This is a genomic window from Pararoseomonas sp. SCSIO 73927, from assembly GCF_037040815.1.
In the GTDB taxonomy this organism is placed as follows: domain Bacteria; phylum Pseudomonadota; class Alphaproteobacteria; order Acetobacterales; family Acetobacteraceae; genus Roseomonas.
Map to the genome: position 1 here is coordinate 534,574 of NZ_CP146232.1, position 16,013 is coordinate 550,586.

Consider the following 16,013-nt stretch of genomic DNA (forward strand, 5'->3'; position numbering starts at 1 on the left):
GCGACGCCGCGGGCTCCCCGATGCGAACAAACCGCGTATAGACCGGCCGATGCCCCCTTCCGCGGCGCCCACCCCCGCCCCTTCCGGGTCCACCCCTCGTCTCCTGCTGCCCGAGGCCCCCGCCCTCGTCGCCGGCATCGGCCGCGCCACCATCCTCACGCCCGATGGCGAGATCGAGACCCTTCCCACCGCCGCCCTCGCCAACCGCCTGTCCGAACTCCCGCCCCCGATCCTCGTTCACGCCCCTGCCACGGCCCGCCGCCTCGGCCTGCCGCCCTTCCCCGTGGCCTTCGACCTTCTTGAGCTCTTCGCCTTCATCCTCCCCGCCCAGCTCGCCGCCCCCACCCCGCGCGGCCTCGCCCTGGTGCTGGAGATGGATGCCCCGAAGGACGACGAGGCCGCCGCGATCCTCCTTCCGGAGATCGCCACCACCCTCCTCCGCCGCCTCGCCGCCACGCGCCACGCGCCGATCAACCGCGATGCCGCCATGCTCGCCGCCCGCCTGCGCGACGCCTCGGACTGGACTTGGGCCCCGAGCCTCCTCGCCGCCCTCGGCCAGCCCGAAGCCCGCCCGGGCACGGACGCGCTGAAGGTCTGGCGCCGCCTCCCGGACTGGGAGGAGACCGCGCCCCCCACCCCGCCCGCCTCCATCCCCGTCGCCCCGCTGGAAGCCCGCAAGCGCCTGGCCGAGATCCTCGGCGCGGACGCGGAGACCCGCCCCGCCCAGGCCGACTACGCCTCCGCCGCCGCTCTCGCCTTCGCCCCGCGCGAGGCGGAGGGCCACCCCCAGCTCGTCCTGGCGGAGGCCGGCACCGGCACCGGCAAGACGCTGGGCTACATCGCCCCCGCCTCTCTCTGGGCCGAGCGCAACGGCGCCCCCGTCTGGGTCAGCACCTACACCCGCAACCTCCAGCGCCAGATCGACGGCGAGCTCTTCCGCCTCTTCCCCGACCCGGCGGAGCGCCGCCAGCACGTCGTCATCCGCAAGGGCCGCGAGAACTATCTCTGCCTCCTGAACCACGAGGAGGCGGTGAACGGCGCCATGCCCTCCCGCCTCCTCGCCCTCTCCCTCGTCTCCCGCTGGGCCGCCGCCACGCGGGACGGCGATATGCAGGGCGGCGACTTCCCGGGCTGGATCGCCGAGCTCTTCCCCTGGGGCCACGTCGCCGGCCTCACGGACCGCCGCGGCGAGTGCATCCACTCCGCCTGCCCGCACTGGCGCCGCTGCTTCGTGGAGCACTCCATCCGCCGCGCCCGCACCGCGCGCCTCGTCATCGCCAACCACGCCCTCGTCATGGTCCAGGCGGCGCTTGGCGGCGGCGACGATAAGCCCGCCCTGCGCTACGTCTTCGACGAGGGCCACCACCTCTTCGACGCCGCCGACGCCGCCTTCTCCGCGGAAATCAGCGGCGGCGAGATGGCCGAACTGCGCCGCTGGCTCCTCGGTGCGGAGGGCGGCCGCGGCCGCGCCCGCGGCCTGCGCCGCCGCCTGGAGGAGGTCACCACCGACCACCCCGCCCTCCTCCCCCTGGTGGAGGAAGCCCTGCGCCACGCCGGCAGCCTCCCCGGCCCAGGCTGGTCCTCCCGCCTCGGCGAGCCGGAGGAGCATGACCTCGACGAGGAGGACCTCCCCGGCCATCCCGCCCGCACCAACCCCGGCGAGACCTTCCTCCGCACGATCATCCTCCAGGTCTTCGCCCGCAGCCCGGAGGCCGATGTCGGCTATGACGCCGAGTGCGACCTCCACCCCCTCAACCCCGGCGTCGCCGAGGCCGGGGCGGCGCTGGAGGACGCCCTCCGCCTCGTCGAGACCCCCCTCCAGGCCCTCCACGCCCGCCTCACCGGCCTGCTGGAAGACCCGGACGCCGAGTTGGAGACCGGCGACCGCATCCGCCTGGACACGGCCCGCCGCACCGTGGAGCGCCGCGGCCTGCGCCCCCTCGGCGCCTGGCGCGGCATGCTGAAGGCCCTGTCGGACCGCCCGCCCGAGCCCGGCACCCGTCCCCTCCACGTGGACTGGCTCGCCATCACCCGCCGGGAAGGCCGCGTGATCGACGCCGCCCTGCACCGCCACTTCCTCGACCCCACCCAGCCTTTCGCCACCGTGGTCGCCGCCCCCGCCCACGGCCTCCTCATCACCTCCGCCACGCTCCGGGACAGCGGCGAGGGTGACGCCGAGGCCGCCTGGGAGGAGGCCGAGGCCCGCACCGGCGCGAACCACATCGCCAGCCCCGCCATCCGCGCCGCCGTCCCCTCCCCCTTCGACTACCCCGCCCAGACCCTCGCGGTCGTCGTCACCGACGTTGCGCGGGATGGCCCCCAGGCCGCGATGGCGATGGAGCAGCTATTCCGCGCCTCCGGCGGCGGCGCCCTCGGCCTCTTCACCGCCATCCGCCGCCTGCGCGACGCCCATCGCCGCATGGCCCCGGGCCTGGAGGCCGCCGGCCTCCCCCTCTACGCCCAGCACGTGGACGCCATGGACAACGCCACCCTCGTGGACGTCTTCCGGGCGGAGGAGGATTCCTGCCTTCTCGGCACGGACGCCCTGCGGGACGGCGTGGACGTGCCCGGCCGCTCCCTCCGCCTGCTGGTCTTCGACCGCATTCCCTGGCCCCGCCCCACCATCCTCCACCGGGAGCGCCGCACCCACCTCTCCGGCGCCCGGCCCAAGGCCTATGACGACGCCATCGCCCGCCACCGCCTGCGCCAGGCTTTCGGCCGCCTGATCCGCCGCGCCGATGACCGCGGCGTCTTCGTCCTGCTGGATTCCCGCGCCCCCACCCGCCTCCTTGCCGGCCTGCCGGAGGGCGTGGCCGTGCACCGCATGGGACTGGCCGAGGCGGTGCGGGAAACCCGGCGCTTCCTAAATGGTGATCGTCCCGCCGATTGACGCAGGGGCCGCGGCGGAAGAACCCTTCCCCCACGATGGACACGAACGTCATGGACACCGCCCCCACCCCCCTGCCCACGCGCTTCACCGCGCAGGAGGCCCTGGTCTGCGCCATGGTGCTGATGGGCGTCAGCGACCGCGGCATGACGGACGCGGAGCTCGCCGCCATGTCCCGCCTCGTCCGGGAACTCCCGGCCTTCGGCGACTTCCACCCCAGCGAGATCGACACCGTCACCGAGGTCGTCCTCGGCCTGCTGGACCAGGCGGACGGGCTGGACCGCGCCAGCGAGATGATCCGCGACGCCCTGCCCCCGCGCCTCCGCGAGACCGCCTACCTCCTGGCATGCGAGATCGCCGCCGCCGATGGCGACGCCTCCCAGGAGGAGCTTCGCTTCCTGCAGGACTTCCGCATCGCCCTCGACATCGACCGCCTGGTGGCCGGCGCGATCGAGCGCGCCGCCAAGGCCCGCTTCCAGGTCATCTGAGCCGTCCCGCCGCCGGGACCGTTCCGGCGGCAACAACCCGGCGCAAGCGGCGTTCCCTGGCATGACGAACCCAGAGGAACGCACCATGTCGGATATGCCGCACGCCCAGCGCCAGGTCATGGCGAGCTTCGGCACCCACGAAGGCGCCGAGCAGGCCATCCAGTACCTGACCGCAGAGGCGATCCCCCGCGACCAGATCTCCATCCGCACCTCCGATACCGGCCTCCAGCCCGTCCAGGCCCCCGGCGAGACGAACGGGGTGGTGCAGGAGGACGAGCAGCGCAACCTTCGCACCATGGGCACCAGCATCGCCTCCGCCGGCGCCGCCATGGCCGCCGCGGGCGTGGTGGTGGCCACGGGCGGTGCCGCCCTGCCGGCCGTGGCCGCCGCCGCCGCCGCCGGCCTGGGCGCCGGTGCCGTCACCCAGGGCGTGACCAACGCCGCCACCCCGGAGGTCGTCCCGGACTCCGAGAAGGCCGTCGCTGTCCTCACCGTGAACGTCGCCAACGCCGACCAGGCGGAGCGCGCGAAGGGCGTCCTCCGCAAGATCTCCGCCATCAAGGTCTGGGAGGAGTAGGGGCGGATCGCCGGAGGGCACACCGCCCCCCCGGCCCGCCTAGCGGGAGAGGATGCGCATCACGATCGGCGCCGGCTTCTTCGGAAGCTGCGCCGCCTCGTACTCGATCTCCTCTCCCTTTTTCAGGTCTCGCCGCCCGGCGGCCTCCACCACCGATTCGTGCACCATCACGTCCGGCCCGCCATCATCGGGCCGGATGAAGCCGTAGCCCTTGTGCGGCTGGTACCAGACCACCGTCCCCATCGGCATCGCGCCAACCTCCGCGCTGAAAGACCCACCCTACAACGAGGAAGGGCGGCCCGTTGCCGGACCGCCCCTCTTCGTCATGGCTGACGCCTGACTGTGGGGATCGAAGCCGATCCCCATCAGATCAGAAGTCCATGTCGCCCATGCCGCCCATGCCGCCGCCCGGGCCACCGGCCGGGGCCGCGGCCTTCGCCGGGCGCTCGGCCACCATCGCCTCGGTGGTGATCAGCAGGGAGGCCACGGAAGCGGCGTCCTGCAGGGCGGTGCGAACGACCTTGGTCGGGTCGATGATGCCGGCCGCCACCAGGTCCTTGTACTCGTCGGCCTGCGCGTCGTAGCCGTACTCGTAGTCGTCCTTGCGGAGGACCTCGCCGGCGATGACCGCGCCGTCCTTGCCGGCGTTCTCGGCGATCTGCTTCAGCGGCACCGCGATGGCGCGCCGAACGATCTCGATCCCGACCTGCTCGTCGTTGTTCAGGCCCTTGAGGTCGGCCAGCTTCAGGCTGGCGCGCAGCAGGGCCACGCCACCACCGGGGACGATGCCTTCCTCGACCGCGGCGCGGGTCGCGTGCAGCGCGTCGTCGACGCGGTCCTTGCGCTCCTTCACCTCGACCTCGGAGGAACCGCCAACGCGGATCACGGCGACGCCGCCGGCCAGCTTGGCGAGACGCTCCTGCAGCTTCTCACGGTCGTAGTCCGAGGTGGTCTCCTCGATCTGCGCCTTGATCTGCTCCACGCGACCCTCGATGGCCTCCTTCTCGCCGGCGCCGTCGATGATCGTGGTATTCTCCTTCTCGATGCGAATGTTCTTCGCACGGCCGAGCTGGTTCAGCGTCACGCTCTCGAGCTTGATGCCGAGATCCTCGGAGATCACCTCACCGCCCGTCAGGATGGCGATGTCCTCGAGCATCGCCTTGCGGCGATCGCCGAAGCCCGGGGCCTTCACGGCCGCGATCTTCAGGCCGCCGCGCAGCTTGTTCACCACGAGCGTGGCCAGGGCCTCGCCCTCGATGTCCTCGGCCACGATCACCAGCGGGCGCCCGGACTGAACCACCGCCTCGAGCAGCGGCAGCATCGGCTGCAGCTGGGAGAGCTTCTTCTCGTGGATCAGGATGTACGGGTTCTCGAGCTCGGCGATCATCTTCTCCGCATTCGTGATGAAGTACGGGGAGACGTAGCCGCGGTCGAACTGCATGCCCTCGACGACGTCGAGCTCGGTCTGGATGGACTTGGCCTCCTCGACGGTGATGACACCCTCGTTGCCGACCTTCTCCATCGCCTGCGCGATCATTTCGCCGATCTCGGTCTCGCCGTTGGCGGAGAGCGAGCCGACCTGGGCGACCTCGGCGGAGGTGGTGATCTTGCGGGTCTTCGCCTGCAGATCGGCCACGATCACCGTCACGGCCTTGTCAACGCCGCGCTTCAGGTCCATCGGGTTCAGGCCGGCGGCCACGGCCTTGGCGCCCTCGCGGATGATGGCCTGGGCCAGCACCGTCGCGGTGGTCGTGCCGTCACCGGCCAGGTCGTTCTGCTTCGAGGCCACTTCGCGCACCATCTGCGCGCCCATGTTCTCGAACTTGTCGGCCAGCTCGATCTCCTTGGCGACGGTCACGCCGTCCTTGGTGATCCGCGGCGCGCCGAAGCTCTTGTCGAGCACGACGTTGCGGCCCTTCGGGCCCAGCGTCACCTTCACGGCGTCGGCCAGGATGTCCACGCCGCGCAGCATGCGCTCACGGGCATTGGCGCCGAACTTGACGTCCTTCGCAGCCATCTGAATGTCCTTTCTTGTGTTGGGAAAGCGCCGATCAGTTCCTCACGGAACGATCAGGCGGCCTTCTCCACGATGCCCATGATGTCGGACTCCTTCATGATCAGGAGCTCCTCACCATTCAGCTTCACCTCGGTGCCGGACCACTTGCCGAACAGGATGCGGTCGCCGGCCTTCACGTCCAGCGCCACGATCTGGCCGGCCTCGTTGCGCGCGCCCGAACCCACGGACACGACCTCGCCCTCCTGGGGCTTCTCCTTGGCGGTGTCGGGGATGATGATGCCGCCAGCGCTCTTCTCTTCGGCCGTCACGCGACGGACGAGAACGCGGTCATGCAGGGGACGGAAGTTCGCCATGCGATCCTCTCCTGAGCCTTGATCGTGGTTGAGCCCGGCCGGGGGATTGTTGGCACTCACCCCCGGCGAGTGCCAGCGATCTAGGAGATCACCCCCCACGCCGTCAAGCGCCCAGCAGCACTCTCGGTGTGAGAGTGCCATTGCATTGATATGAAACATTTTTTGCGCCCAGACATTGCTCCTGCATGGCACCATTCGCCCCTGGCGGCCTCCCTGCCGCCCGGCTTGAGGAGAAAGGACATGCACCTGCGGGGCATCGAGCACGTCGTCCGCATCCCCGAATGGCACCTGACCACGGCCGAGATCCTCTACCGCCTGCCCGACCACCCGGCCGTCCTGCAGTCCTTCATCTGGCAGAAGGTCGATCGCGCCCCGACCTTCCCGGAGTTGCACGGCTTCCTCGATTTCTGGCGAAAGGACATCGAGGGCGCGCTCCACTCCGTCCGCGTCGCCTCCGCCGCCCTCTGGAAGCCCGCCGAATTCACCTACGCGGATGGCGAGTTGCGCCTGCATTAGGCCTCCGGCCGCTAGCGGCCGAGAATCCCCAGCACCGCCGTCAGCGTCACCACGGAGGCGACCGTGCTCAGCAGCACCGCCGCCCCGGCCCGCTCCGTCCCCACCGCGTAGCGGCGGGAGAGCAGGAAGGCGTTCGCCCCCGTCGGCATGGCGGCCATCACCACCACCACGGAGAGCTCCAGCGCCCCCAGCCCCGCCCAGCGCCCCGCGCCGAAGACCACGGCGGGCAGCACCACCAGTTTCACGGCGCTGATCGCCACCGCGTCCGCCCAGTCCCGCCGGATCTCGAAATCGCGCAGCGAGGCGCCGAGGCAGAAGAGCAGCATGGGGCTCATGCCCCCGCCCAGCAGGTGCAGGAAGCGCTGCATCGGGGCGGGCGGCGGCGGAAGGAACAGGGCCCAGAGATGCCCCAGCAGCACCGCCATCACCACGGGGTTCCGGATCACGGACCGCGCGGTGGCGCGCAGCACCTGCAACGGCCGCGCCCTCGCGCTCAGCCCGGCCTCCGCGACGATCGTGGTCAGCGGCAGCATGATGAGGGAGTAGAGCCCGATCACCGCCGTCGCCGGCGCCACCCCCGCCGGCCCGAAGCTCGCCAGCACCACCGGCAGCCCCATCATCAGCGTGTTCCCGAAGGCGCAGTTCAGGGCGAAGAGCCCCGATTCCGCCAGCCCCCGCCGCGCCACCCCCCGGCACAGCACGAGGCACGCGGCGTAGACAAGCAGCACGCAGGAGAAGAAGGCGACCTCCAGCCGCCCCCCATGCGCCGCCAGCCCCCCGCCCGAGGCCGCGGAGACAAACAGCAGGGCCGGCGCGCAGAGCCAGAAGGCGAAGTCGTTGATCCCCCGCATCGCCTCGTCCGAGAGCATCCGCCGCACGCCCGACACGTAGCCGAGGGCGATCAGCAGGAAGACCGGCGCGACGAGGCCGAGGACCTGGAGCACTACCCCATCCCCGCCACGAAATCGCCCAGCCACAGGTTCCGCGCCCGCGCCGTGCGCGCCGCCCGCAGGATGGCCTGCACCGTGTCCACCGTCTCCGCGAAGTCGGTGTTGACCAGCACGTGGTCGAACTCCCGCCAGTGGGAGGCATCGTCGCGCGCCTTGCCCATGCGGCGGAGAATCTCCTCCTCGCTGTCTGTCCCCCGCGCCCGCAGCCGCCGCTCCAGCTCGGGGATGGAGGGCGGCATCAGGAACACCCCCACCACGTCGCCGGGCATCGCGCGCTGCAGCAGCAGGTGCCCCTGCCAGTCCACGTCGAACAGCACGTCTCGCCCGGAGGCCAGCGCCTCCTCCACCGGGGCGCGCGGCGTGCCGTAGCGGCGGCCGTAGACATGGGCGCTCTCCAGGAAGTGCCCCGCCGCCTCCATCGCCTCGAACTCGTCCGGCCCATGGAAGAAGTAGTGCACCCCGTGCACCTCCCCCGGGCGCGCCGCCCGCGTGGTGGCGGAGATGGAGAGGGACAGCTCCTCCTCCCGCGACAGCAGCGCCCGCGAGACGCTCGTCTTCCCCGCGCCGGAAGGCGCCACCAGCACGAGGCAGAGCCCCCTTCGCCGCATCTTCGGATCCACGGGGGTCATTCCACGTTCGCCGCCTGCTCGCGCAGCCGCTCCACCGCCGCCTTCAACTCCAGGGAGAGCCGCGTGAGCGCCAGGCTGCCCGCCTTGGCCCCCAGCGTGTTCGACTCCCGCCCGAACTCCTGGGTCAGGAACTCCAGCTTGCGCCCCACCGGCGCCCCCTCGGCCAGCAGCGCCCGCGCGGCCTCGACATGGGCGCCCAGCCGGTCCAGCTCCTCCCGCACGTCGGAGCGCGCGGCCAGCAGCGCTACCTCCCCGGCCAGCCGCTCCTCCGGCACGCGCCGCTCGCCCTCCAGCAGCTCCCGCAGCACCGCCTCCAGCCGCGCCCGGTGCGCCGCCGGCTGCCGCGCCGCCTCCGCCGCCGCCTGAGCCCGCAGCGCCTCGATCTCGTCCAGCAGGGTGGAGAGGATGCCGTGCAGCCGCGCCCCTTCCGCCGCCCGAGCCGCGAAGAGCTCGGCCAGCGCCTCCCCGAACCCCTCGGAGACGGCGGCGCGCCGCGCGCCCTCCGCCGCCTCGTCCGGCACCTCCACCTCCGTCCGCAGCACGCCCGGCAGGGCCAGCACCGCTTCCGGCCGGGGTGCCGCCGCCCCCGGCATCCGCGCCGCGAGGTCCGAGACCAGCGCCAGCGCCCGCTCCAGCGCCGCGGGGTCCAGCACCAGCCGCGGCGCCCGGTCCTCCCGCTTCACCGTCAGGGTGGCGGAGACGTTGCCCCGCGCGAAGCGCGCCGCCGCCGCCTCCCGCAGCGGCGCCTCCAGCACGTCCAGCCCGCCCGGCAGGCGCAGCCGCACGTCCAGCCCCCGCCCGTTGACGCTGCGGAGTTCCCAGGTGAAGGGGGTGCCATCGGGAAGCGTCCCGGTGGCGCGCGCGAAGCCGGTCATGGATCGGATGGCCATGTTCGGCCTTCTGCGGCGGGAGAGGGCATGATGCAAGGCAGCAAGGCCACCTGGCCATGGCCCCGCGCCGCGATCACCGGCGCCTCCTCCGGCCTCGGCGCCGCCCTGGCCCTGGAACTCGCCGCCCCCGGCCGCACCCTGCACCTCTCGGGCCGCGACCCCGCCCGCCTCGCCGCCACCGCCGCCGCCTGCCGCGCCGCGGGCGCCACGGTGGCCGAGACCGCCTTCGACGTGCGGGACGCGGAAGCGGCCGCCGCCTGGATCCGCGGCATGGTTGGCAGCACGGGCGGCCTCGACCTCCTCGTCGCCAATGCCGGCACCTCCGCCGGCACCGGCGGCACGCGGGAGGCACCGGAGGCGGTCGCCCGCATCTTCGCGGTGAACCTGACGGGCGCCCTGAACACGATCATGCCCGCGCTGGACCTCATGGGCGCCCAGCCGCCGGGCCCGGACGGCATCCGCGGCCGGGTGGCCGCCATCGCCTCCATCGCGGCCTTCACCGCATCGCCCGGCGCCCCCGCCTACTGCGCCTCCAAGACGGCGCTCCAGCGCTGGACCGAGGCCACGGACGCCACGGCCCGGAGAAACGGCATCCGCCTCCACGCGGTCTGCCCGGGCTTCATCCGGACGCCGATGACGGCCCCGAACACCTTCCCCATGCCCTTCCTGATGGAGCCGGAGAGGGCCGCCCGCCTCACCCTGGCGGGGGTGCAAAAAGGAAGGGCCAGGGTTGTCTTCCCCTGGCCCCTCTACGCGGCGGCGCGCCTCGCGGGCGCGCTGCCCGTCTCCTGGCTCAGCCGGCTGCCGTCGAAGGCGGGTTCCGGTGCGCCAGAACCTCCTCCGCCACCGCCTGCTGGCTGACCGAGGCCTCCCCTGGCGCGGCGAGGGTGGTGCTCGTCGGGGAAACGGTGCGCTTCCCGTCCGAGCGCCGCGCCCAGATGTTCAGCCCCTCCACCGCCGCCGCGAAGGCCATGGCGACGTAGACGAAGCCCTTGGGCAGGTGGAAGCCCAGCCCCTCGCCGATCAGCACCATGCCGATCATCACGAGGAAGGCGAGCGCCAGCATCACCACCGTCGGGTTCTTCTCCATGAAATTGGAGAGGGCATCCATCGACAGCAGCATGACGGTAACGGACACGAGGATCGCCACCGCGATGACCCACATGACGCTCGTCATGCCGATCGCAGCGAGGATGCTGTCCACGCTGAACACCATGTCGATCAGGATGATCTGGAACACGGTGGCGCCGAAGCTGGCGACGACCTGGTTCGCCGCCTTCGCATCGGCCTGGGAAGCCGGGTCCACGCGATGGTGGATCTCGATCACCGCCTTGACGATCAGGAAAACGCCGCCCGCCAGCAGGATGATGTCGCGGCCCGAGAACTCGTTGCCGAGAATCGTGAACAGCGGCGTCGTCAGCGACATCAGCCAGCCCACGCCGGCCAGCATGCCCAACCGCATCACCACGGCGAGGCCAAGGCCGATCAGCCGGGCCTTGCGGCGCTGCTCCACCGGCAGGCGGTTACTCAGGATCGCGATGAAGACGAGGTTGTCGATCCCAAGGACCACCTCCATGCCGATCAACGCCAACAGGGCAATCAGAACCTCGGCTTCCACGGCCTAGCATGTCCTTTCTGTAATGTGCGCCCTGGTATGGTGCGGCGGGCGGCACTCTGAAAGGCTCGGCGCGCAAGTTGCGCCCGATCTTTTTGTTACAACCCGTTTCCGAGGCCAGGGTTCCGCGCCGGCCGCCCCCGTGGAACGGGATTTGCTCGGCTCCTCTCCTCAGCAGGAGGCCACTCAGGCATGGAAGTCGGCGTCTTCATCCCGATCGGCAACAACGGCTGGCTCATCTCGGCCAACGCGCCCCAGTACAAGCCGAGTTTCGAGCTGAACAAGAGGGTCTCCCAGCGCGCGGAGCACTACGGGCTCGACTTTCTCCTCTCTATGATCAAGCTGCGCGGCTTCGGCGGAAAAACGGAGTTCTGGGACTACAACCTGGAATCCTTCACCCTCATGGCCGGCCTCGCCGCCGTCACCAGCCGGATCAGGCTCTTCGCTACCGCGGCCTCCCTGGTGCTGCCCCCGGCCATCATGGCCCGCATGGCCGTCACCATCGATTCCATCGCCCCCGGCCGCTTCGGGGTGAACCTCATCACCGGCTGGCAGCGCCCGGAATACTCGCAGATGGGCCTCTGGCCGGGCGACGAGCACTTCGCCTCCCGCTACGACCACCTCTCCGAGTACGCCACCGTCATCCGCGAGCTCTGGTCCACCGGCCGGTCGGACTTCAAGGGCCAGTTCTTCCAGATGGATGACTGCCGCCTGCTGCCGAAGCCGAGCGCCGACATCCCGATCGTCTGCGCCGGGCAGAGCGCCGCCGGGCTGGCGTTCATGGCAGAGTACGCGGACTACAACTTCTGCCTGGGACAGGGCATCAACACCCCGAAGGCCCTGGCGCCGATGGTCGCCCGCACCGGGGCCGCCGCCGCCGTCACCGGCCGGAAGGTCGGCTCCCTCGCTCTCATCATGCTCATCGCGGACGAGACGGAGGAGGCCGCCTGGGCCCGGTGGAACCACTACCAGGCCGGTGCGGACCGGGAGGCCATCGCCTGGATGGCCGGCCAGGCCGCCGCCGACACCCGGTCGGGCGCGGACGCCAACGCCAAGCAGTACGCGTTGCCCGAAGGCGCCATCAACCTGAACATGGGCACCCTCGTCGGCTCCTACGCCTCGGTGGCGCGCATGCTGGACGAGATGGCGGAGGTCCCCGGCCTCTCCGGCGTCCTCCTCACCTTCGACGACTTCCTCGAGGGCATCGAGGCCTTCGGGCAGCGCATCCAGCCCCTGATGAGAAGCCGCGCCCACCTGCCCGAGCCCGCCCTGTCCTGACCACCGAACGCTAAGGCCGGATGCGGCGGCTACGGCCCCCGCCGCCCCGTTGCCAGCCAGACCCCGAGCAGCACCACCGCCCCGCCCAGCCAGACCCGCGGCTCGGGCCATTCCCCCAGCAAGGGCGCGGCGAAGAGGGCGGCGAAGCCGGGCTGGAGATAACCTGTCATGGCCGCGTCCGTCGCCCGCGCCCGCTGCGCCAGGGCGAGGAAGAAGGCCAGCGGAAGGGCGGAGCTCACCACCCCCAGCCAGAGCACGGCCCCCCAGACCTCGATCGGCTGGTCGAAGGCCCCCGCCGGCTCGAAGAGCAGGGTCATCGCCCCCGCTCCCAGCGCGCTGGCGGCCTGCTGCCCTACCGAGAGCGCCACGGGCGAGCCCGGCTGCCGCAGCCGCACATAGACCGTGCCCACGGCGTAGGAGAGCGCTGACAGCAGCACCAGCCCGCCCGCCAGCAGCCCATCCCCGCCCAGCAGCGCCTGCGAGCCGAGAATCACCGCGATCCCCGCGAAGCCGGCCGCCATCCCCGCCAGGGTCCGCAGCCCCGGCCGTTCCGCCGGCAGGAAGGGGAAGGCCAGCAGCGCGACGAAGAGCGGCGTGGTGGACTGAATCAGCGCCACCGTCGCCGCCCCCAGAGAGACCAGCGCCACCGCGAGAAGGCAGTTCGGCAGCCAGCCATTCGTCGTGCCCAACAGCAGCCCGTGCCGCCAGATGCCGCGCCGCACCCCGCGAAGCGCGCCTGTCGCCATCACGAAGCCCAGCATCACCACGGCCGCCACCACCCCCCGCCCGAAGGAGAGCGCGAAGGGCGGCATGGAGCGCGTGGCCAGCCGCACCACGGGAAAGGCGGTGGCCCAGAGCCCGGAAACCAACAGGAGCCGCCACCAGAGCGGCCAGCCCGAGAGCGGCGCCCCGCTCAAGCCGGGGCCCCGCCGGACCTCACCGCGCCGTTGCCGGCGTCGGTGGCGCCGGGTTGGTCGCCGGGGCCGCGCGCCCCCGCTCCACCTCGCGCCAGCGCGCCACGTTGCGGTTGTGCTCATCCAACGTCCGCGAGAAGGCGTGCCCGCCCGTGCCGTCCGCCACGAAGTAGAGGAAATCCGTCGCGTCCGGCCGCGTCACCGCCCGCAGCGCCTCCTTGCCCGGGGAGGCGATGGGGCCGGGCGGCAGGCCCCGGTTGCGGTAGGTGTTGAAGGGGTGGTCCCGGTCCAGGTCGGCCCGCGTCAGCGCCCGCTCCAGCACCGCCCCGTCCGCGGCCGCATAGGCCACGGTCGGGTCGGATTGCAGCGGCATCCCCCGCCGCAGCCGGTTCACGAAGACGGAGGCCACCCGCGGCCGCTCCGCCGCGACGCCCGTCTCCCGCTCCACGATGCTCGCCAGCACCAGAGCCTCCCGCGGGGAGGCGATCGGCAGGTCCCCTGCCCGCCCCGCCCAGGCCTCGCGCAGCGCCTCCGCCATGGCGGCCTCGGCCCGGCGGACGATCGCGGCGCGCGTGTCGCCCCACTGATAGGTATAGGTCTCCGGCAGCAGGTCGCCCTCGTCCACCGGCGGCGTCTCGCCCGTCAGGCCCTCGGCCCGGTCGATCAGGGCCACCATCTGCCGGGCCGTCAGCCCCTCCGGGATCGTCAGGCGCCGCTGTACCGGCCGCGCCGTCCGCAGCACCTCCAGCACGTCGCGCAGGGAACCCCCGGCGGGGAAGGCGAACTCACCGGCCCGCAGCGGCCCCTCGCCGCGCGTCACCGTGGCGGCGACGAGGAAGGCGCGCGCATCGGCCACGATCCCCGCGCCCTGCAGCGCCGCCCCGATCGCCTCCGTGCCCCCGCGCGGCACCACGAGGTTCCGCGGCTCCGCGAGCGGCCCCGGGCTCTCATAGACCTGCCGCGCGTAGAGGAAGGCGCCGCCCCCGGCCAGGCCGAGGATCAGCACCAGGATCAGCAGCCCACGGATCGCACGTCCCATCGGCGGGCAATCCCCTCAGCGGCAGGAAGTAGGGTTCAGGCCGCGGCCTTGAACAGGATGGAGGCGTTGGTGCCACCGAAGCCGAAGGAGTTGGACAGCGCCACCTCGATCTTGCGCGGCTGCGCCTCCTTCGCCACCCGGTCGATGACCGAGGGGTGGGAGGGCTCCTCCAGGTTCAGCGTCGGCGGCGCCACGCCGTCGCGGATGGCCAGCAGGGAGAAGATCGCCTCCACCGCCCCCGCCGCGCCCAGCAGGTGCCCGATCGCCGACTTGGTGGAGGACATGGCCACGCCCTTGGCGGCATCGCCGAACAGCCGCTCCACCGCCTGCAGCTCCAGGTCGTCGCCCAGCGGCGTGCTCGTGCCGTGGGCGTTGATGTACTGCACGTCCTCCGGCGACAGGCCGCAGGAGCGGAAGCAGGCCTTCATCGCCCGGAAGGCGCCCTCATGCCCCTCGGCAGGCGCCGTGATGTGATAGGCGTCGCCGGACATGCCGTAGCCGATCACCTCGCCGTAAATCTTGGCGCCGCGGGCCTTGGCGTGCTCGTACTCCTCGAGCACCAGCACCCCCGAGCCCTCGCCCATCACGAAGCCGTCCCGGTCCTTGTCCCAGGGGCGGGACGCCGCGGCCGGCGTGTCGTTGAAGGCGGTGGAGAGCGCACGGGAGGCGGCGAAGCCGGCCATGCCGATCTCGACAACCGCCGCCTCGGCCCCGCCGGCCACCATCACGTCGGCGTCGCCGAGCGCGATCAGCCGCGATGCGTCGCCGAGCGCGTGCACGCCGGTCGCGCAGGCCGTCACCACGGAATGGTTCGGTCCCTTGAAGCCGTACTTGATGGAGACATGCCCGGAGGCGAGGTTGATCAGCGCCGAGGGGATGAAGAAGGGCGAGAGCCGGCGGTGCTTGCCGGCCGCGATGAGCTGGGAGGCCTCGTAGATCGTCTGCAGCCCGCCGATGCCGGAGCCGATCATCACGCCGGTGGCGTAGCGATCCTCCTCCGTTTCCGGCACCCAGCCGGAATCCTCGACCGCCTCAGTGGCCGCCACCAGCGCGAGCTGGATGAAGCGGTCCATCTTCTTCTGGTCCTTGACGGGGATCCACTCCGCCAGGTCCAGCGCGCCATCGGCCTTCGTGCCGACCGGCACCGTGCCCGCGATCTTCGCGGGCAGGTTGGACACGTCGAAGCCCTGGATGGCGGTGATGCCGGATTCCCCGGCCAGCATCCGCTTCCAGACATGCTCCACGCCAAGGCCCAGCGGGCTGGCAATTCCCATGCCGGTGACGACGACGCGGCGCGGGGCCGTGAGCTGACCGAACACTCTCGCTTACTCCCTACCCGCGCCGAGGGCCCGGCCACTCCTGCGGGGCCTGGCGGTGGCCGGTGGAACCGGCCCCGCCGCGCGTCATGAACTTACGGCCGGGCCGGCCCGGGATGGGCGGCCCGCCGGTCACGGTTGGGCCTTCAGGCCGTCTTGTGCGCGTCGATATAGGTGATGGCGTCGCCGACGGTCGTGATCTTCTCGGCCGCGTCGTCCGGGATCTCCACGCCAAAGGCCTCCTCGAAGGCCATCACCAGCTCGACCGTGTCCAGGCTGTCCGCGCCCAGGTCGTCGATGAAGGACGCCTCCGGGGTCACCTTCGCCTCCTCGACGCCGAGGTGCTCGACCACGATCTTCTTCACCTTCTCGGCGGTTTCGCTCATCGCGTTTGCTCTCTCCTGATGGCGGCTGCCCGCCGGAAACCCGTTCATGCGGCCGGGCGAAGGTCGCAGGTCGGCGCCCGGGCACATTGGGCGCGCGCCTTAGCACGCCTCTGTCACGCGGCCTAGGCCGAAGGAGGGGAGGCGGGAGGCCCGGTTCA

At 71.9% G+C, this 16,013-nt stretch carries 17 protein-coding genes; 6 read left to right on the forward strand and 11 right to left on the reverse strand.

Annotated elements, in window-relative coordinates:
- Positions 1-49: 49 nt before the first annotated feature.
- The 3 genes from VQH23_RS02565 to VQH23_RS02575 all read left to right on the forward strand — a co-directional run bounded on the left by VQH23_RS02565 (position 50) and on the right by VQH23_RS02575 (position 3,952).
- A complete protein-coding gene (locus VQH23_RS02565) occupies positions 50-2,890 on the forward strand; it encodes an ATP-dependent DNA helicase (RefSeq protein ID WP_338664052.1) in 2,841 nt (946 codons plus the stop codon).
- A gap of 35 nt (positions 2,891-2,925) precedes the next feature.
- On the forward strand, positions 2,926-3,375 hold the full coding sequence (locus VQH23_RS02570) for a tellurite resistance TerB family protein (RefSeq protein WP_338664053.1): 450 nt from the start codon (positions 2,926-2,928) through the stop codon (positions 3,373-3,375).
- An 85-nt stretch (positions 3,376-3,460) separates the two neighbouring features.
- On the forward strand, positions 3,461-3,952 hold the full coding sequence (locus tag VQH23_RS02575; RefSeq protein WP_338664054.1) for a hypothetical protein: 492 nt from the start codon (positions 3,461-3,463) through the stop codon (positions 3,950-3,952).
- A 39-nt stretch (positions 3,953-3,991) separates the two neighbouring features.
- Here VQH23_RS02575 and VQH23_RS02580 read toward each other — a convergent pair whose 3' ends face one another.
- The 3 genes from VQH23_RS02580 to groES all read right to left on the reverse strand — a co-directional run bounded on the left by VQH23_RS02580 (position 3,992) and on the right by groES (position 6,322).
- Positions 3,992-4,201: a cold shock domain-containing protein gene (locus VQH23_RS02580; RefSeq protein WP_338664055.1), complete on the reverse strand. Its 210-nt coding sequence runs from the start codon at positions 4,199-4,201 to the stop codon at positions 3,992-3,994.
- A 121-nt stretch (positions 4,202-4,322) separates the two neighbouring features.
- Entirely contained in the window at positions 4,323-5,969 is a 1,647-nt protein-coding gene (gene groL, locus VQH23_RS02585; protein WP_338664056.1) for a chaperonin GroEL, read from the reverse strand.
- 53 nt (positions 5,970-6,022) lie between these two features.
- On the reverse strand, positions 6,023-6,322 hold the full coding sequence (groES, locus tag VQH23_RS02590; RefSeq protein WP_338664057.1) for a co-chaperone GroES: 300 nt from the start codon (positions 6,320-6,322) through the stop codon (positions 6,023-6,025).
- Positions 6,323-6,562: 240 nt separating this feature from the next.
- Between groES and VQH23_RS02595 the strand changes: the two genes are divergently transcribed.
- Positions 6,563-6,838: a Usg-like family protein gene (locus VQH23_RS02595; protein ID WP_338664058.1), complete on the forward strand. Its 276-nt coding sequence runs from the start codon at positions 6,563-6,565 to the stop codon at positions 6,836-6,838.
- Between the two features lie 11 nt (positions 6,839-6,849).
- Here VQH23_RS02595 and VQH23_RS02600 read toward each other — a convergent pair whose 3' ends face one another.
- Genes VQH23_RS02600 through VQH23_RS02610 form a run of 3 tightly spaced genes read right to left on the reverse strand, consistent with a single transcriptional unit; the run spans position 6,850 to position 9,307 of the window.
- The gene (locus VQH23_RS02600) at positions 6,850-7,782 is read right to left on the reverse strand and encodes an AEC family transporter (RefSeq protein WP_338664059.1); all 933 of its coding nucleotides are present in this window, start codon (positions 7,780-7,782) and stop codon (positions 6,850-6,852) included.
- Entirely contained in the window at positions 7,782-8,417 is a 636-nt protein-coding gene (gene gmk, locus VQH23_RS02605; RefSeq protein WP_338664060.1) for a guanylate kinase, read from the reverse strand. The genes VQH23_RS02600 and gmk overlap by 1 nt, the downstream gene beginning before the upstream one ends.
- Positions 8,414-9,307: a YicC/YloC family endoribonuclease gene (locus VQH23_RS02610; protein WP_338664061.1), complete on the reverse strand. Its 894-nt coding sequence runs from the start codon at positions 9,305-9,307 to the stop codon at positions 8,414-8,416. Before VQH23_RS02610 ends, gmk begins: the two co-directional genes overlap by 4 nt.
- 27 nt (positions 9,308-9,334) lie before the next feature.
- Between VQH23_RS02610 and VQH23_RS02615 the strand changes: the two genes are divergently transcribed.
- A complete protein-coding gene (locus tag VQH23_RS02615; protein WP_338664062.1) occupies positions 9,335-10,168 on the forward strand; it encodes an SDR family NAD(P)-dependent oxidoreductase in 834 nt (277 codons plus the stop codon).
- Here VQH23_RS02615 and VQH23_RS02620 read toward each other — a convergent pair.
- A complete protein-coding gene (locus VQH23_RS02620) occupies positions 10,101-10,925 on the reverse strand; it encodes a TerC family protein (protein ID WP_338664063.1) in 825 nt (274 codons plus the stop codon). The genes VQH23_RS02615 and VQH23_RS02620 overlap by 68 nt on opposite strands.
- Before the next feature lie 189 nt (positions 10,926-11,114).
- On the opposite strand from VQH23_RS02620, the gene rutA reads away from it, so the two are divergent.
- Entirely contained in the window at positions 11,115-12,200 is a 1,086-nt protein-coding gene (rutA, locus tag VQH23_RS02625; protein ID WP_338664064.1) for a pyrimidine utilization protein A, read from the forward strand.
- Between the two features lie 29 nt (positions 12,201-12,229).
- Here the strand turns inward: rutA and VQH23_RS02630 are convergent, their stop codons facing one another.
- The 4 genes from VQH23_RS02630 to VQH23_RS02645 form a co-directional block, all read right to left on the reverse strand.
- Positions 12,230-13,117 (reverse strand): DMT family transporter, encoded by an 888-nt coding sequence (locus tag VQH23_RS02630; RefSeq protein WP_338664065.1) that lies wholly within the window; start codon positions 13,115-13,117, stop codon positions 12,230-12,232.
- A 19-nt stretch (positions 13,118-13,136) separates the two neighbouring features.
- Positions 13,137-14,153, reverse strand: a complete 1,017-nt coding sequence (mltG, locus tag VQH23_RS02635; RefSeq protein ID WP_338664066.1) for an endolytic transglycosylase MltG — start codon at positions 14,151-14,153, stop codon at positions 13,137-13,139.
- A 35-nt stretch (positions 14,154-14,188) separates the two neighbouring features.
- A complete protein-coding gene (gene fabF / locus VQH23_RS02640) occupies positions 14,189-15,472 on the reverse strand; it encodes a beta-ketoacyl-ACP synthase II (RefSeq protein WP_338664067.1) in 1,284 nt (427 codons plus the stop codon).
- A gap of 143 nt (positions 15,473-15,615) precedes the next feature.
- Positions 15,616-15,855, reverse strand: coding sequence for an acyl carrier protein (locus tag VQH23_RS02645; RefSeq protein ID WP_043830727.1), 240 nt, complete (start codon positions 15,853-15,855; stop codon positions 15,616-15,618).
- Positions 15,856-16,013 lie beyond the last annotated feature (158 nt).